The 15,708-nt window shown below is 67.9% G+C and carries 12 protein-coding genes; 6 read left to right on the forward strand and 6 right to left on the reverse strand.

Features of this window, described 5'->3' with window-relative positions; all coding sequences use genetic code 11:
* Position 1: 1 nt before the first annotated feature.
* Positions 2-385, reverse strand: a complete 384-nt coding sequence (locus ACQPY4_RS03260; RefSeq protein ID WP_433332234.1) for a DinB family protein — start codon at positions 383-385, stop codon at positions 2-4.
* A 793-nt stretch (positions 386-1,178) separates the two neighbouring features.
* Here ACQPY4_RS03260 and ACQPY4_RS03265 point away from each other — a divergent pair.
* A complete protein-coding gene (locus ACQPY4_RS03265; RefSeq protein ID WP_433338784.1) occupies positions 1,179-2,066 on the forward strand; it encodes an alpha/beta fold hydrolase in 888 nt (295 codons plus the stop codon).
* Here ACQPY4_RS03265 and fxsT read toward each other — a convergent pair.
* The 3 genes from fxsT to ACQPY4_RS03280 all read right to left on the reverse strand — a co-directional run bounded on the left by fxsT (position 2,052) and on the right by ACQPY4_RS03280 (position 8,742).
* A complete protein-coding gene (fxsT, locus tag ACQPY4_RS03270; protein WP_433332236.1) occupies positions 2,052-5,996 on the reverse strand; it encodes an FxSxx-COOH system tetratricopeptide repeat protein in 3,945 nt (1,314 codons plus the stop codon). The genes ACQPY4_RS03265 and fxsT overlap by 15 nt on opposite strands.
* Before the next feature lie 446 nt (positions 5,997-6,442).
* A complete protein-coding gene (locus ACQPY4_RS03275; RefSeq protein WP_433332238.1) occupies positions 6,443-7,540 on the reverse strand; it encodes a DUF5753 domain-containing protein in 1,098 nt (365 codons plus the stop codon).
* A 416-nt stretch (positions 7,541-7,956) separates the two neighbouring features.
* Complete coding sequence (locus ACQPY4_RS03280) at positions 7,957-8,742, reverse strand: hypothetical protein (RefSeq protein ID WP_433332240.1); 786 nt, start codon at positions 8,740-8,742, stop codon at positions 7,957-7,959.
* Positions 8,743-8,934: 192 nt separating this feature from the next.
* Between ACQPY4_RS03280 and ACQPY4_RS03285 the strand changes: the two genes are divergently transcribed.
* Entirely contained in the window at positions 8,935-9,909 is a 975-nt protein-coding gene (locus ACQPY4_RS03285) for a DUF5753 domain-containing protein (protein WP_433332242.1), read from the forward strand.
* Positions 9,910-9,925: 16 nt separating this feature from the next.
* Here the strand turns inward: ACQPY4_RS03285 and ACQPY4_RS03290 are convergent, their stop codons facing one another.
* Complete coding sequence (locus tag ACQPY4_RS03290; protein WP_433332244.1) at positions 9,926-10,753, reverse strand: SAM-dependent methyltransferase; 828 nt, start codon at positions 10,751-10,753, stop codon at positions 9,926-9,928.
* A 327-nt stretch (positions 10,754-11,080) separates the two neighbouring features.
* Between ACQPY4_RS03290 and ACQPY4_RS03295 the strand changes: the two genes are divergently transcribed.
* The 4 genes from ACQPY4_RS03295 to ACQPY4_RS03310 are packed head-to-tail and all read left to right on the forward strand — an operon-like array spanning position 11,081 to position 14,995.
* Positions 11,081-12,100 (forward strand): glycosyltransferase, encoded by a 1,020-nt coding sequence (locus tag ACQPY4_RS03295; RefSeq protein WP_433332246.1) that lies wholly within the window; start codon positions 11,081-11,083, stop codon positions 12,098-12,100.
* Between the two features lie 29 nt (positions 12,101-12,129).
* Positions 12,130-13,158 carry a glycosyltransferase gene (locus tag ACQPY4_RS03300; RefSeq protein ID WP_433332248.1) on the forward strand — a complete coding sequence of 343 codons (1,029 nt, stop codon included), beginning with the start codon at positions 12,130-12,132 and terminating at the stop codon, positions 13,156-13,158.
* Complete coding sequence (locus tag ACQPY4_RS03305) at positions 13,155-14,153, forward strand: glycosyltransferase (RefSeq protein ID WP_433332250.1); 999 nt, start codon at positions 13,155-13,157, stop codon at positions 14,151-14,153. Before ACQPY4_RS03300 ends, ACQPY4_RS03305 begins: the two co-directional genes overlap by 4 nt.
* A 5-nt stretch (positions 14,154-14,158) precedes the next feature.
* Positions 14,159-14,995 carry a glycosyltransferase family 2 protein gene (locus tag ACQPY4_RS03310; protein WP_433332252.1) on the forward strand — a complete coding sequence of 279 codons (837 nt, stop codon included), beginning with the start codon at positions 14,159-14,161 and terminating at the stop codon, positions 14,993-14,995.
* 189 nt (positions 14,996-15,184) lie between these two features.
* Here ACQPY4_RS03310 and ACQPY4_RS03315 read toward each other — a convergent pair whose 3' ends face one another.
* Complete coding sequence (locus tag ACQPY4_RS03315) at positions 15,185-15,625, reverse strand: hypothetical protein (RefSeq protein WP_433332254.1); 441 nt, start codon at positions 15,623-15,625, stop codon at positions 15,185-15,187.
* Between the last annotated feature and the right edge of the window lie 83 nt (positions 15,626-15,708).

The following is a 15,708-nucleotide window of genomic DNA, read 5'->3' on the forward strand; positions in this document are numbered from 1 at the left end:
TCTACGAGACCAGGATCCGCTCGCGCAGGATGTCGGCGTGTCCGCAGTGCTGGGCGAGCTCCCGCAGCACATGGAGATAGACCCACCGCAGCGGCAGCGGGCCGCGCCGGTTGCCCCGGACGAGATCGTCCAGCCCCAGCTCCGCCGTGGCCCGCCGTGAAGCCGCGCACGCCTCGGTGTAGGACCGCCGCACCGAGTCGATCGTGTCCGCGTCGTCCAGGTCGAACGACTCGTCGGGCGTGTCCGGAATCCCGATCTCCGCCCGCGTCCGGCACCGGACCGCCTCGTCGAACCACACCTTCTCCACGAAGGCCGCGTGCTTGACCAGCCCCAGCAACGTCGTCTTGGACGCCACCACCGACCGCCGCGCCTGCTCCTCGCTCAAGCCGTCCAAACTCGCGAACATCACCGCCCGATGCTCATCAAGAAACACCTCGAACTGCTCCCGAAGCGGCTCATGAAAGACACTGGGGTCCATAGACGGAGGCAAATCCATATCCCCGACCCTATTCACGTGCCGCCATGGTGCGCGACGGCCGCGCCGACGCGGCCCTGCTCTACCGCCCGCACCACTGTGCGCATGGCCGACCTGGAGGAGGAGACCACGCCACGCTGGCATGACCCGGCCGGCCCCACGGTCCACGACACCGGGGAGCTGAGGTTCGGCAAGATGGTCGCCGTCGTCCCCGCCTAGGCCCGCGCCCAGCTCCGCCAGGAGCTCGTGGGCGTCCCCGTAACAGACGCCCGCCCCGCCAACCTCACACTGGCCTGGCCCGAACACAGCCGCTCCCGATCCCTGGCCTCCTTCGTCCACGCCGCCACCCAGGCTTCCGTACCGGCTCGCTGAAGGGCCGGTGACGTTCGGGGATTTGGCCGGACGGCGCCGATGCCTGGACCAGGTGGGAGCAGTTTCGGCATTCATCGGGGTTTGTTGCCCACCTTTCGGAGCGCCTTAATCGGGGTGCGGGCCGAAAAGCTCCCAGGGTTCAAAATTTCCCCAAAACCAGGGGGCGGTCCGCTAATTTGGCCGATGTCCCGGTCACGAGACTTGGCCATCTGTGTCGTTTTCCCGTGAAGCACACGAGGCACTGCCGTCCCAGAAGCACCATACCCCAGGCACTTCTCAAATCTGGATCGCTTTGTACCATTGCCTGGAATGGAGGTCGGAGTTGACGAGCATGGTGAGTACCGCGGATGGGAGAAACCTGGCGGTGGAAGAGTGGGGCGAACCGGACGGTGTACCGGTGTTCCTCCTCCACGGGACCCCTGGAAGCAGGCTGGGGCCGTTCCCGCGCCCCATGGTGCTCTATCAGCTTGGAATACGCCTTATTTCTTTCGATCGACCCGGGTACGGCCAGTCTGAGCGACGTATTGGGCGTGCGGTCGCAGATATCGCAACTGATGTGCGCCAAATAGCCGACGCCCTTGGGCTGGACGGGTTCGCCGTCCTCGGACGGTCCGGTGGAGGTCCGCACGCGCTGGCGTGCGCCGCGCTGCTGCCCCGGCGCGTCGTCCGGGCGGCGGTACTGGTCAGCCTGGCTCCCGTGCACGCCGACGGACTCGACTGGTTCGAGGGAATGACGGAATCCAATACCAGGGCCTACATGGCCGTGCGCCGGCACGGTGCGTTGATCTCGGCGCGCCTTCAGTCGGCCGCCGAACGTTTTCGAGCCGATCCGGCCCAACTCCTGGCCGGCCTCTACAATGAGCTGACACTTGCCGATCGTCGAATCGTCTCCGATATAGGTATTCGCCGAATGCTGATCGCCACCTATTCCGAGGCTTTCCGGGTCTCCGCCGGCGGATGGGTCGATGATCTCCTGGCATTCTGTTCACCCTGGGGGTTCAACCCGTGCGACATCGCGGTTCCCACGATGCTCTGGCACGGTGCGGACGACGCTTTCTCTCCCGCGGGCCACTCCCGATGGCTGGGGGCGAACATCCCGACCTCGACCGTCGTGGTCGAATCCGGTTCAGCGCATTTCGGCGCGCTCGACGTACTTCCCGATGTGCTCACCTGGCTGGCCGAGCCGTATCGCGACGATCATCCGTCACAAGGGCTGTAGTTCGACGTCACGATTAATCCGTTTGTACGACTGCACGGCATCGAACACCGGATGCGAATGGTGCGACGCGAGACCTCGAAGCCCTTCCAGTGCCTCCTGATGCAATCTGCTGGCGTCCGTCGTCTTCCCCTGACAATCGAGGGTGATGGACAGGTTCGAGCGGCACACGTTCGTGTCGGGGTGATCGCTCGTCAGGAGCTTGATCAGCTTGGCCAGCGCGTCGCGTTCGACCCGTTCCGCCTCCTCGTAGGCCCCCTTGTCACCCAGGCAGTTCGCTTGGTTGATCATGGCCGCGAGCGTGAAGGGATGGCCGGGGCGGAACATCTCGCTGAGCTTGGGAACCAGGCGCGAAGCGATCTCGGCGGCCTCGTCGAGATCTCCGCAGTCACGGTGGTAGCCGCAGAGATTGTTCAAGATCAGCAGCGTGTACGGGTGCCCGTCTCCCATCTCGCTGACATGTCTGCCCAGCACCCCGCGCGCACGGTCGCGCGCGGCGGAGGTGTCTCCGAGAACCGAAAGGCAGGCGGCGACCTCCAGATCGGCGGCGAGCGTGTCCAGGGAAGCGGGGAAGTACCGCTGGTACCGGGCACAGGTCGTCTCCGCCAGGTCGAGGGCGTCCTCCCCATGGCCGGCCTTTCGCAGCGCGGACGCGAGGGTCTTGGCGGTGCGCAGCGTGTCGACGATCTGATCGCCCAGCACTCTGCGGTACGCCTCGTACACCTCACGAAGAAGATGCACGGATTCCTCGTAGCGCCCCGCTTCCAGCAGGTCGCGGGCCAAGCCCGCTCTGGTGCCGAGCGTGTAGGGGTGTTCCTCGCCGAGCACGGCACGGCGCCGCTCCGCGGTCTCGGTATCGTATTTGTACGCGCTGCTCCAGTCGCCGTTCAGCCGGTAGTCGATGGCGAGATTGTGGGCGACCATCAGGGTGCGCGGATGCTCCTCGTCCCACAGGCTGGCCAGCCGTTCATAAGTGCGAAGGTCCAGTTCGAGCGCTTCCTTGAACCGGCCCAGCGCACGCAGGTCGGCGGCGAGGTTTCCCGCGGTGATCAGCGAGTGCGGGTGGTTCGGGCCCAGCGACGGTGAGGTCTCCTGGCGGTTCAGGACGTCCTGGTCCAGCTCGTACGCCGCGCTGTAGTCGCCCTGCGACCTGAGCACGTTGGCGATCTGCGACTGGAGAAAGAGCCATTGCCAGTGGTCGGCGCCGAGCGCGTCCCGCCACTCCTCGGTCAGTTCCGCGCCGGCGGCCATGGCGCTTTCGAAACTGCCCCGTTTCCACTGGTAGCGCACGAGGTCCGTCAGCATCTGGCGGACGTCCTCGTTGTCGCACTGCGCGGCGGCCGACGGCTTCACGTGGGGGAGGAGCTTGTCCAGGTTGGGCCAGTTGGCCGGGTCGTCGGTATCGCCGTGCTGGGGGCGCGCTCCGAGAAGGATCTTGTGCACGTCATGGGCGGTGCGTTCCGCCATTCTCGGTTCCATGCCGGCCCGGATGACGGCCTGGACGAGCGGGTGCACCTGGATCGAGTTGTTTCCCAGGTCGACCTTCGCCAGGGCGAACCGGCTGATCTCGCGGACGACCTTGCCCAGAACGAGCTTGTCGCGAAGAGTCTCGTCGTACGGGACGAGAATGCCCGCGGTCTCGTCGCTGTAGATGAGGTCGAGCGAGATCGGCTCGGACGAGAAGAAGGCCAGCAACTCCAGCAGCCGCGCCGCCGCCGGTGAAGCGTCGCGCAGCTGGCGGAAGGTGACGTTCCACGTGATGGCCACCGGCTGAGGGAAGGCGTCCGTGCTGAGCGCCAGCGTGGACGCGGTCTCGCTCTCCAGCGCGCGCAGGTAGTCGCTGGCCGGCATGAACGTCGACGCGAGCCAGGCCGCGGCCTGCTCGATGGCCAGCGGGAGATAACCCAGCGCCTTGCCGATCTTCCGGGCGTTGTCCTCGGAGATCTCGGGGACCCGGCGGATGAGGTGGCGGATGGACTCCTCTTCGGTGAACACCTCGACCGCCTGCGGCGTGGCGAGCTGGGTCCATGCCGGGTCACGCGAGGTGATGACGACGTGGCCGTCGCCACCGGGCAGGTAGCTCTCCAGTTCCTCGGGGTTGTCCGCGTTGTCGAACACGAGCAGCCACCGCGAGGTCGGGTCACCGCGTCGCAGCGCCTCGAGGGCCGCGCCGGCGGCGTCGGCGATGTTCTCGCCGACGCGCAGCCCGATCCGCTCGGCCAGCTTGGCCAGCGCCGCCCGGATCGAGTCGGGTTGCTGCGCGCTGATCCACCAGACCAGGTCGTAGTCGGCCTTGAAACGGTGTGCGTACTCCAGGGCCACCTGGGTCTTCCCCACCCCGCCGAGCCCGTGCAGAGCCTGGGGGAGGACCACCCGCTGGGTCGTTCCGAGCAACTGGTCGCGAAGCCTCTCCAGGAGCTGGCTTCGCCCGGTGAAGACGGCGTTGCGCCGGTCGACGTTCCAGATGTCCGGCGCGGTACGTGCGGCGCCGGGAAAACGCGGCCCGACACGGAGGGTGTCGGCTGCTTTCTCCGGCAGATGTCCCGGGCGCCCCAGGGCGCGCAGGAGCGCTTCGGCGCCCTCGCGTTCCCCCAGCCCGGTGAGATCGATCGGGGTGTGACCGGCGAGGTCCATCGACAGCTGCGAGTCGCGTACCCGGATGGTGGTGATCCTGCGGTGCGGCGTCGTGGTCCGGCTCGTCAGCGTCCGCCAGATCTCCTGGCCTTGCGAGGAGCTCACATATGTGGGCGAGAACAGGACGACCGTGTGGCCGGACGTCCGGGGCGGATCATCGGTCGGCTCGCTCGTTCCCGTGTCCACGCTGTGGGTGGCCACCTGGAAGCCGGTGCGGCCCAGGATCAAACCGAGCCAGTCGGCCCACGGCCGGTCCTCCGAGGCATAGATGATCAACACTTCGGTGACTTCTGAGGGCGCGCGCCGGGTGAATCGCTCGAGCGTCGACAGCCGCAGGTCCTCTGTGGTGGGCGTGTAGGAATGCACCTGCCCCTCGGTGATCACCGAGGAGAGCCGTTCGTACGCGGCCAACATCGAGTTGGGCGACCCCGGCGCGTCGCCGAAGGTGGCGAGGGTCTCTTCGAAGGCGTAGTACGGCCGATACGGGATCTCCACCGAAAGCCAGTAGCGATTGGCCTCCTCCTCAGGAAGGCCTCGGGGGAACCTGTCGAACTGCGTGCGGGCGTAGGCTCTTCCCGCCTCGACCTTCGCGTTCTCGCCGAAATCGATCCGCATCGGAACCGGGAGAATGCGGATGCCTCGATCCCGGTAACGCTCGTCGATGTGGTTGGCCACGGCGGCCGCCCCGTCGATGCTCTGGGCGCTGAGAGTGAAACAATCGACGAGGACATCGGGGAAGTGGACGGTGCAGATGTCGGCGATGTCGCTGAGACCCGTGCGGCTGTCGATGAGGACATAGTCGTAGTGCCGGCGCATGTCGGCGGCGAGCGCGTCGAAGAACTGACCGCCGCCGAGACGCTCGTAGAAATTGTCCCAATCCATGCTGGTGATCAAGGAAGAGTAGTCGCGGTTCTGCCGCCCCGCGGAGACGAAGTCCAGCGTTCCGCCTTCGTCGAAATCCCAGTTCAGGGTTACCGCGTGCTTGAGGATCTTCGCGTACTCCAGGTGCCAGTCGTGCTCGGCGCTCTCGTGCTTGGTCGTGGCCGCCCAGGCGTAGTCGGTCAGCAGCTCGATGACGCCGGGAGTCGAGCCGAGCACACCATCATCAAGGAAAGGGTGGAAGAACTTGTGCAGCCCGGGTGATTCGAGATCCCAATCGACTGCCAGCACCTTTCGGCCGGCCATGGCCATGATCCAGGCCACGTTGGCCAGCGCCGTCGTGCGGCCGGTGCCACCTTTATACGAGTAAAAGGTGACGATCGTGCCCGGAGGGCTGATGGGGTTCTCCTGGACGCTCACGACTGCGGTCCTTTCAAGGACGGGCGGGGCATGGTCGGAGGTGTCTGAGGGGGATGCGTGTTCGTCGTTTTGAAGTAACGACTGACGGCCTCGTCGGCGGGATCTGGTCGAGGCTGTGGGCGGCGAGCGTCGGCCGGATCGAACTGCCCCCACTGTATAGCCGTAAAGGTGGGGGAGAGAGCACCTCAAAGTGTGAAAATTTACCGATAACGACGAGGCAATTCGGGCGTTCCGTCTGGACGCCAGACGTGCTGCGCCATCTGTCGCCGCCACCCGTCCAGTCCCGCGTACAACAGCACCGAGGGGCTCGGGGTTTCGAGGAGGTCCTCGCGGGCCTGAGCACGTTGGGTCCACGAGCTTCCCCTGCTGGTGGAAGACCGACACCGGAGAGCTGATGCAGCTCATCGCCCTCGGCGCCCGAACAGCTGCCCAGGTTTGCGGGCTGGTTAGCGGAGTCTTTCGAGGAGGGCGAGCAGGGTTTTGATGCTCTCGGTCGGTTCCTGGGCGTCGGCGCTCAGGAGGGCGTGGCATCTGGCGAAGTAGGCGACGTCATCGGCTTCGTACAGGAAGAGGGCGTGTTCTCGCTGTTCGAGATACACGGCGTCGGCGTAGCTTGATTCGGCGAAGCGCATGAGGGTCGTCGGGCCCGAGGGCAGGATCCGGTCGGCGGTCTCGGGATCCACCACTTGGAGGACGACGTTCTTGTAGCCGACCATGGCGATGAGGTGTTCGCACTGCTCTCGTCGCACGGCCGGGGGGACGGCCGGGTCGAGGAGTGCCCGCTTGTTGATCACTGCCCAGTAGGTGGGAGGTTCGGGACGGCGGAGGACCTGCTGCCGGAGCCTCCGCAGCTCGACTCGACGGTCCAGCTCGGCGGCGCCGATCGAGGGGAGGTCCTCGGCGGCGACGTGCCGCGCGTAGGCCGGGGATTGGAGCAGCCCGGGAATCCGTCGCGGAGCGTAGACCCACAGCCGCTCCAGCATCGGTTCGAGGCTGAGGTAGGGGCCGAACCAGTCCGGGACGATGTCGCCGTACTCCCGCCACCAATCGGTGGCGCGCCGCTCCTTGACGGTCACCAGTAGTTGCCGCGTGGCCGTTCGCCGAGCCTTGCCGTCGCGGGTGTCGGTGGTCGCCATGCCTTCGAGCCCGGCGAGGTCGTGGCGGGTGTCGGTGTCACGGGCCGAAGGCGACGGCACGCGACTCGGGAGCGCGTCGAGGTCGGGTGAGCGCTCCCTTTCCTCGCTCGCCGGCCGTACGGATTCCCGGCTGAGGCCGTCGAATCGGCTACGGAGTTCCCCCAAGGTCTTCAGCCTGCCGACGTCCTGACCCTCGTCCAGGGTGATCTTGTAGAGCACCGCCCACAGGGACGCGATTCGCCTCCACTGAAGGGGTTTGGAGCGATGGGGGTTCACCAGGAGGTCGTATATCGAGGACGAAGGCAGCCGTTCCACCGGGACGCCGGCGACGCGCTCCCGCGATCGTTCGAGCTCGCCCGAGACGCGCTCGATGGCGTCGTAGGAGACATCGCCACCCGCGATGTCCATATTGTGCCGGAGAAGCGCTATGACCGGGGTGATGTCGAAGATCTTTTGTTTCCTGGTCGTCACAACCTTGCCCTAGACGGTCGCCACTGGAGTTCCCGTTGGTGACCTTAGCCCCATCCGGCCGGTGGAAAAAGCTGCACGCGACACATACGGCGCCTTCTGTGCGTTAGCGCTTGTCGGGATCCCTTTAGTGCGGGGGCGGGTAAATCCGGGTGAGGGCCGGTATCCCGGATGAAGCGCCCGGATACTGGTTGGTATGCGACTGGTCGCCCATCCTTGTCCGGGACGGCTCATTTGCCTCGCATCGACGCCGCCGGATGGCGCAGAGTGGTCTTGGCGGACGAAGTCTTGACTCTGGAATAAATGTAATAAATAGTGATAATTCATCGGTGTGGGCAACGACTACCAGATGTGGGTCAGAGGGGAACGTGGTCGTGGGGTTCGGGAGGCAGCCAGAGCCAGGCGCTGGTCCGTGTTTCCTTCACGTTCACGCGGATGCGCTGGTAGGCGCCCTCGTGGACCAGGCCGCCCTGCTGGGTGGCCTCGCGGAAGAGCGTCTCGGTCACGACAAGGCCGAAGTCGGCGCCGGGCCGGGCGGCCATGGCGCGCTTGAGCATGGGGGCGTCCAGGTGGCGGGCCACGTCCACGACGGCGCGGCCGGCGATTCCGTTGGGTTCGCGGTCGACGTGCCCATGGTGGACGGCCGCGCGGATGCGCAGGTGGGTGCTGGGGCTGCTGTGCCGGTTCTCGTGCCGCAGCCAGGCCGCCGTGTGGTGCGCGAGAGGGTCCAGCAGCAGGCAGGGGTCGACGTCCGGAGGGATGACCAGGACCGCGCCGTCACCGCGGCCCTCCCGGTGGCATTTCGACGGGTTCACGCCGGTGGTGCGCAGCCCCTGCTTCATCACTTCGTGCGCGGTGTCGCGCATCCGGACCTGGAGTCTGGTGTCGCGTCCGGCGGCGGCGGACCCGACGATGTCGTAGCTGAGCAGGGTCGCGTGCATGGAACTGTCTCCTCTGGTGGGTGCCGGAAGGTCGAGGTGGTCGTCGGCCCAGAAATCCATTAGCTCCTGCGGGCTGAGCAGGCGGACCGGCACGGGCCGTAGCGCCCTTCCGGTCCGCACCGCCCAGACCGAGAACAGCGAACAGGCGACCTCGCGCCAAGGGGCCTCGACGTCGTCGAACGTCGGCAACCAAGGCACCATCGCTCTGCTCCAGGGGGCTATGGGGGTGATCCTCGTGAACGTTTCGCGTTTTGCACCTCAATCATCCAGAACGTATGCCGCATCCGGTGTCGTAATGCACCACTCAAGACAAAAGTGAACAACGCCAAAAGTGGATCTTGACTGGCCTGGCGGGTGCGCCTTCCGGGTCGATATAGCAGTTTGTGAGATCTGATGTCGCGTGAGTCTGAACTGGGCCCGTTGCAAGCGTTCAGCAGGGAACTGAACATCGCTTGCGGCAAGGTCATGATCGACAACCCCTCCCAAGCCGCGGAGGTCGCGAAGAGGATGGGCGGCGGTGGCGGGCTGCTCGCCCGTGGGACGATCTATGCCGCTCTCCAGGGGAAGAAGTCCCGGCCACGCTGGGACACCGTGAAGAACATCATTCACCTCATCCGGCACGAGGCCCGTCGCCTCGGACTCGACCCCGATGAGGTCGCGACCGAGGAGGAGTGGCGAGCGAAGTTCGTGGCGCTGAAGGAGGCGCTGAAGGACGAGCGGACGGCCGCCCATCCGCCCGAAACCAGGCATGAGTGGTGGCGTAAATTCGCTGATCTGGTTCCGCCCTGGCAGGAGCGCTATCTCAACCACGAGCCGATCGCGCGGCGCATCATGGGTTACGAACCGTCCTGCGTGCCTGAACTACTGCAAACGCGCGACTATGCCCAGGAGATCCTCAGGCACCGGTATGCCGATGAGCCCCAGGAAAAGATCCAGCGGCGGGTGGAGTTTCTCATGCTCCGCCAGGACATGATCGAGCCCTGCGAGTCGGGTACCCGACTCTGGATGATTATCAATGAATCGGCTCTGCGGAATGGGGCGGTCAAGGATTCGGTGGTGCGGGATCAGATCAAGCATCTCTTGAATCTCAACCGCTTCATCGCGCTGATGGTCATCCCCGCCTCTCGCGGTGATGACGACATCACCATGGGTCCGGTCTCACTGCTGCGTTTCAACGCGGCGGACTTTCCGGATCTGGTGTGCCTGAAGCAGGCCGACGGTGCCACCTACTCCGAAGAGGAGGAGTTCCTGGAGCACTACTACGCCGTGCTCACCGCCACGGCGGCCAGGGCTGCTCTGGTGCCTTCGGCCTCGAAAAGGCTCCTCCAGGAGATCGAATCCCAGCTCTCGTCGCGCCTCCAACGGTGAGCGGTGACGAACTCCTTCACTCCTTGTGCGCGATGCCGGCCAGCGGCTGGATCTGGGGCGCGTCCGCGGTCAAGGTCGTCTCCGGCCGCCACTCCAGGCACGGCACAAGTCCGGGTTCCAGGAGCGGGTAACCGGCGAACAGGTCGCGGACCTGCTCACGATCCCGCAGCTTGTAGGGCACGGAACCGCCCTCGTCGTAGTCGCGCTGCGCGGCGGCGAACTCGGAGGAGATGTGGGTGGCGCCGTCCGCGATGGCGAGGAAGCTCCCCGAGGGAAGGGCGGCCATGAGCCGCGACACGATCTCGACCGCCGTCTGGTCGTCGACGATATGGCCCAGAACTCCCATGAACGTCAGCCCGACCGGCTCATCCAGATCAAGGGTCCGGGCGGCGCCCGCCAAGATCGCGGCTGGGTCTCGCATATCGGCCTCGACGTAGTCGGTCGCGCCCTCCGGCGTGCTGGTGAGCAGCGCGTGAGCATGAACCAGGACCATCGGGTCGTTGTCGATGTAGACGATGCGCGACGCCGGAGCGACGCGCTGGGCCACCTCGTGGGTGTTGTCCACGGTCGGCAGGCCGGTACCGACGTCCAGAAACTGCCGGACCCTCGCCTCACCGGCCAGGAAGCCGACAGAACGCTTGAGGAAGTACCGAGTCAGCCGCGCGATATCGGTGATGCCGGGAAAGATCTCGGCGTACTTGTCGCCGCCGACCCGGTCGACCGGGAAATTATCCTTCCCGCCCAGCCAATAGTTCCAGATTCGTGCCGAGTGAGGCACGGACCTGTCGATACCGGAAGCGAATTCAGCCTTTGCCTTACTAAAGAATTCCTGGTCGTCGCCCATGCCGCCTCCCGGCGATCGCTCTGTGTCGGCTCTCATGATGTATTCCTTCAAACCTGAGAGCAACCTTGCCTTTTAGTCTGATCAAGCGGCTCACGGTAACTCGAGCACATTGGTTTCGCAGTCTTCTCGTCAAGTCCGGTAACGGCCGGACGGGCTTGTGGGTCCTGGGGCCTCAGACCCCGTCGCATGCTCGCCCCGTTTCAGGGCAAGTGAGGAGCGAGGGAGGCGAGTATGAACGGTGTGACCAGCGGGAACCGGCGAGCCGCGAGGGAACGGGGACGCCGGAGTCCCTCTATCGTGCGAGTCGCTTCGGTACCGGCGGGGCATGTGTATGTTCGCCACATCGCGGCGCCGGAGGGCGACGAGGTCGTGCGGCTCACCGATCCACGGCCGTGCGGCGCGCCCAGCGGCTCGCAGCGGTGGTGGCCGCCGGTGATGCTGGACCCGGCCTGGGTCCGCGCCCACGCGGACGATTTCGATGTCTTCCACCTGCACTTCGGGTTCGACGCGCAGACCCCGAAATCTCTCCAGGCCCTGCTGGACGAGTTGCGCGCCCATGGGAAGCCTCTGGTCTTCACCGTGCATGACCTGCGCAATCCTCATCAGCGCGACCCCGCCGTCCACGACGAGCTGCTGGACCTGCTGATCGCGAACGCCGAGGGCCTCATCACGCTGACCCCGGGCGCGGCCGACCAGGTCGAACGGCGTTGGGGACGGCGCCCTCTCGTCCTGCCCCATCCGCATGTGGTGGAGATGGCCGACCTCGGACGCCCGCGCCCGGAGCGGGACGGGTTCCGCATCGGGCTGCATGCCAAGAGCCTGCGCCCGAACATGGACCCCGTACCGGTCATCGAGGTCCTGGCCGAGGTTGTCGCCGGGCTCCCCGGGGCGCGGCTGCGGATCGACGTCCATCGCGACGTCGCCGAGACTTCCGGCGACCGGTACCGGCCGGACGTGCTCGAACCCCTGCGCGGGCTTGCGAAGCGGAACGCGCTCGAACTGCGCGTCCACGACTACTTCGACGACGACGCGCTGTACCGGTACCTGCGGAGCCTGGACCTGTCGGTGCTGCCCTACACCTTCGGCACGCATTCCGGCTGGCTGGAGGCCTGCCATGACCTCGGGACGCCGGTGGCGGTCGCGGACTGCGGCTTCTACGCCGAGCAGCGTCCCTGCTTCACCTACCGGCACGACGAGACCGGGCTGGACGCCGCCTCGCTGGCGGCGGCCGTCCACGCGGCCTACGACAGGCGACCACACTGGCAGGCCGACCCGCTCGACCGGCGCCGCGAGCGCCACCGCGTCAGCGCGGCGCATCGGGCGATGTACCGGGACGTCCTGCGATGACCGGTCTGCGGATCGCGTTGATCGCTTCCATGCGATTTCCGATCAGGGAACCGTTTGCCGGTGGGCTGGAGGCGCATACCTGGGCTCTGGCGTCGAGCCTGGCCAAGCGGGGCCACCAGGTCGCGCTCTTCGCCGGTCCGGGGTCGGATCCCGGTCTGGGCGCGCGTGAGCTGCCGGTGCGCCAGGCGGTGATCAGCCGCGCCGCCCGCGCCGACGCCAGCATGTCCTCCGCGTCATGGCTGGCCGAGCACCATGCCTACCTGCGTCTCATGCTGGAGCTGGGGGACGATCCGCCGTTCGACATCGTCCACAACAACAGCCTGCACTACCTCCCGGTGGCGATGGCCGCGTCGCTCCCCGTGCCGGTGCTGACGACGCTGCACACGCCGCCGACACCGTGGCTGGAGTCGGCCGTCCAGGCGCCCGACCGGTGTCCGGTGACCTTCGCCGCCGTCAGCCGCCACACGGCCCGCGCGTGGCGTCCGCTGATCAGCGACGCGCGCGTCATCCTCAACGGCGTCGACCTGTCGCGCTGGCGGCCCGGTGCCGGCGGCGGCCCGCCGGTGTGGTTCGGCCGGATCGTCCCGGAGAAGGGCACGCATCTCGCCGCCGAGGCCGCCCGGATCGCCCGCTCGCCGCTGCGGCTGGCCGGGCCGGTGGGCAACCGGGACTATTACGAGACACGCGTCCGGCCGCTGCTCGGCGGCGGCGTCGAGTATCTCGGGCATCTCACCAGCGTCGAACTCGTCGAGCTGGTGGGGGCGGCGCGGGCCGCGCTGGTCACCCCGCGCTGGGAGGAGCCCTACGGCCTTACGGTGGCCGAGGCGCTGGCCTGCGGCACACCCGTATGCGGCTTCGCACGGGGCGCCCTGCCCGAACTGCTCCCGGGGGACTGCGGGCGGCTCGTCCCCGCCGACGACGCCGAGGCTCTGGCGGAAGTGATCGACGAGACCGCCGGGCTGTCGCGGGCGCGCGCCCGCCGTCACGCCGAACGGAACTGCTCTGTGGAAGCGATGGTCGACTCCTATGAGGACGTCTATGAGGAGCTGGCGGCATGATCGGCTACTACATCCATCACGAAGGCGCGGGCCATCTGCACCGGGCCCGCTGCCTCGCTCCCCGTTTGGGTGAACCGGTCACCGGCCTGTCTTCCCTGCCCAAGCCCGAGGGCTGGCCCGGCGACTGGATCGACCTTCCGCGCGACGACACCGGCCGGTCCCTGGAGGACGTCGCAGCGGGCGGCCGACTGCATTGGGCGCCGCTGCATGATTCCGGGCTTCGCACCCGTATGGCATTGATTGCTGGATGGGTCGCCGAGGCCGCCCCGTCCTTGTGCGTCGTGGACGTGTCGGTCGAGGTCGCCGTGCAGACGCGGCTGCTCGGAGTGCCGACCGTCGTCACGGCCATGCGCGGCGACCGGTTCGACCCGGCGCACCGGCTCGCCTATGACCTGGCCGACGGCCTGCTGGCGGCGTGGCCGGCCGCGCTGCCGGAACCGGGCTGGCCCGTCCAGTGGACGGCCAAGACCTTTCACAGCGGGGCCTTTTCCCGTTTCGACGGCCGTCCCCGCTCCCACGTCCCGTCGCGCTCCCGTGGACGTGTCGCGATGCTCTTCGGCGCGGGCGGCGCCGAGCTGACACGCGATCAGGTCGAGTCGGCCGTCCGGGCCACCCCCGAGTGGGACTGGACGATCCTCGGCGGTCACCGAGGATGGACCGCGGATCCCTGGCCCGCCCTGTGCTCGGCCGACGTGGTGATCACTCACGCCGGGCAGAACGCCATCGCCGAATGCGCCGCCGCCCGCCGTCCCACGATCGTCGTCCCGCAGCGGCGTCCCCACGGCGAGCAGCACGCGACCGCCCGTGCACTGCGCCGGGCCGGCGTCGCCAAGGTACGCACTCAGTGGCCGGGCGCCCGAGACTGGCCCGGCGTCCTGGCCGACGCGACCCGCCTGGACGGGCGGCGCTGGGCCCTGTGGTCCCCGGGGGACGGTGCCGACCAGGCCGCCGGGTGGCTCACCCGGCTCGCCGACCGCCGCGGCGCCACGGTGTGAGTCCCGTGCGCACCGCCGCGATCACCATCGCCGCCGGTCGGCACGCCCACCTGCGGCGTCAGCGGGAGGGGCTGGCCCACGGCGTCCGGCGCCCCGACCACCACCTCGTGGTCGCGATGGGCGACCCCCGTATAGCCGAGATCCATCCCAGGCCCGACGTCCTGGACCTGGACGTCACCGGGCCGCTGCCCCTCGCGCGGGCCCGCAACCTTGGCGCCCGGCGGGCCCTCGACCTCGGCGCCGAGCTGCTGATCTTCCTCGACGTCGACTGCATTCCCGGGCCGACCCTGGTCGAGCGCTATCGCCAGGTCGCCGACCGGGCCCTGCTCTGCGGGACCGTCGCCTACCTGCCGCCCTCACCCCCGGGCGGCTACAAGCTCAAGAACCTGGACGCGCTGGCCCGGCCGCACCCGTCCCGTCCCGCGCCCGCCGCCGGCGAGATCGACCGGCACGGCGACCACCGGCTCTTCTGGTCGCTCTCGTTCGCCGTGACCGCGCCGACCTGGCGGGCCATCGGCGGCTTCGACGACCGGTACACCGGCTACGGCGGCGAGGACACCGACTTCGGACAGCGCGCCCGTGCCAACGGCGTCCCGCTCTGGTGGGTCGGCGGCGCCCCGGCCTACCACCAGCACCACGCCGTCTCCACGCCGCCCGTCGAGCATCTGGACGACATCCTGCGCAACGCCGAACGGTTCCACCGCCGCTGGGGCTGGTGGCCGATGCGGGGATGGCTCGAGGCCTTCGAAGCGCAGGGCCTCGTCCATTACGACCACCACCGCGGGCGCTGGGCCCGCACCTCCCGGCCGCCACGCGCCAGAGCATCGGCTTCGCGGCGGTGACCGCTGTTCAACGACCACTGCGAGGAGGACGGTGGCCACCGGCCCCGGCCCGAGGCGCGGATGAACCTTCTGGCGAGGGGCGGGGTTCGCCAGTTCAACGACCGCGGTGAGAAGGACGGTGGCCACCGGCCCCGGCCAGCAGGTCGGGCCGCGGACGAACCTCCTGGCCGGGGGGCGGGGTTCGCCTGTTCAACGACCGCCGCGAGGAGGACGGTGGCCGCCGGCGCCGGCCAGCAGGTCGGGCCGCGGACGAACCTCCCGGCGGGCGGGGCGGGGTTCGCCCAGCCAGATGGCGAACTCCTCTCGGGAGGGGCAGACCACCAGGCGGGACGTCGCGCGGTTGCGGGCGTGCTCGGCGTGGTTGAGGTAGTGCCGCGCCGCCGGGTCGGGGACGATGGCGACGACGACGCCGGGACGTGTGGGTCCTCGGTGCAGGACGCCCGCCAGCACCGCCAGCGGTGTGGCGTCCTGGACGGTGGCGTCGGTGATGTCGAGGGCCACTAACGGGGACAGTTCCAGCGCCTCGCGCAGTCGCCCGTGCAACTGCCAGGCGGTGTTCGCGGAGAGTTCCCCTTCGACGGCCAGGACCGTCCAGGAACCGAGCATCCGCGTCGTCGACCGCAGTCCCATCCTCATCACCCGCGACAAATGAGGGGCTCATGCCAAGGGCATGAACCGATTGCTCCGCCGCAACGACGGGCTCACCGCCCGCC

This window comes from Spirillospora sp. CA-294931 (assembly GCF_050946795.1).
In the GTDB taxonomy this organism is placed as follows: Bacteria; Actinomycetota; Actinomycetes; order Streptosporangiales; family Streptosporangiaceae; genus Spirillospora.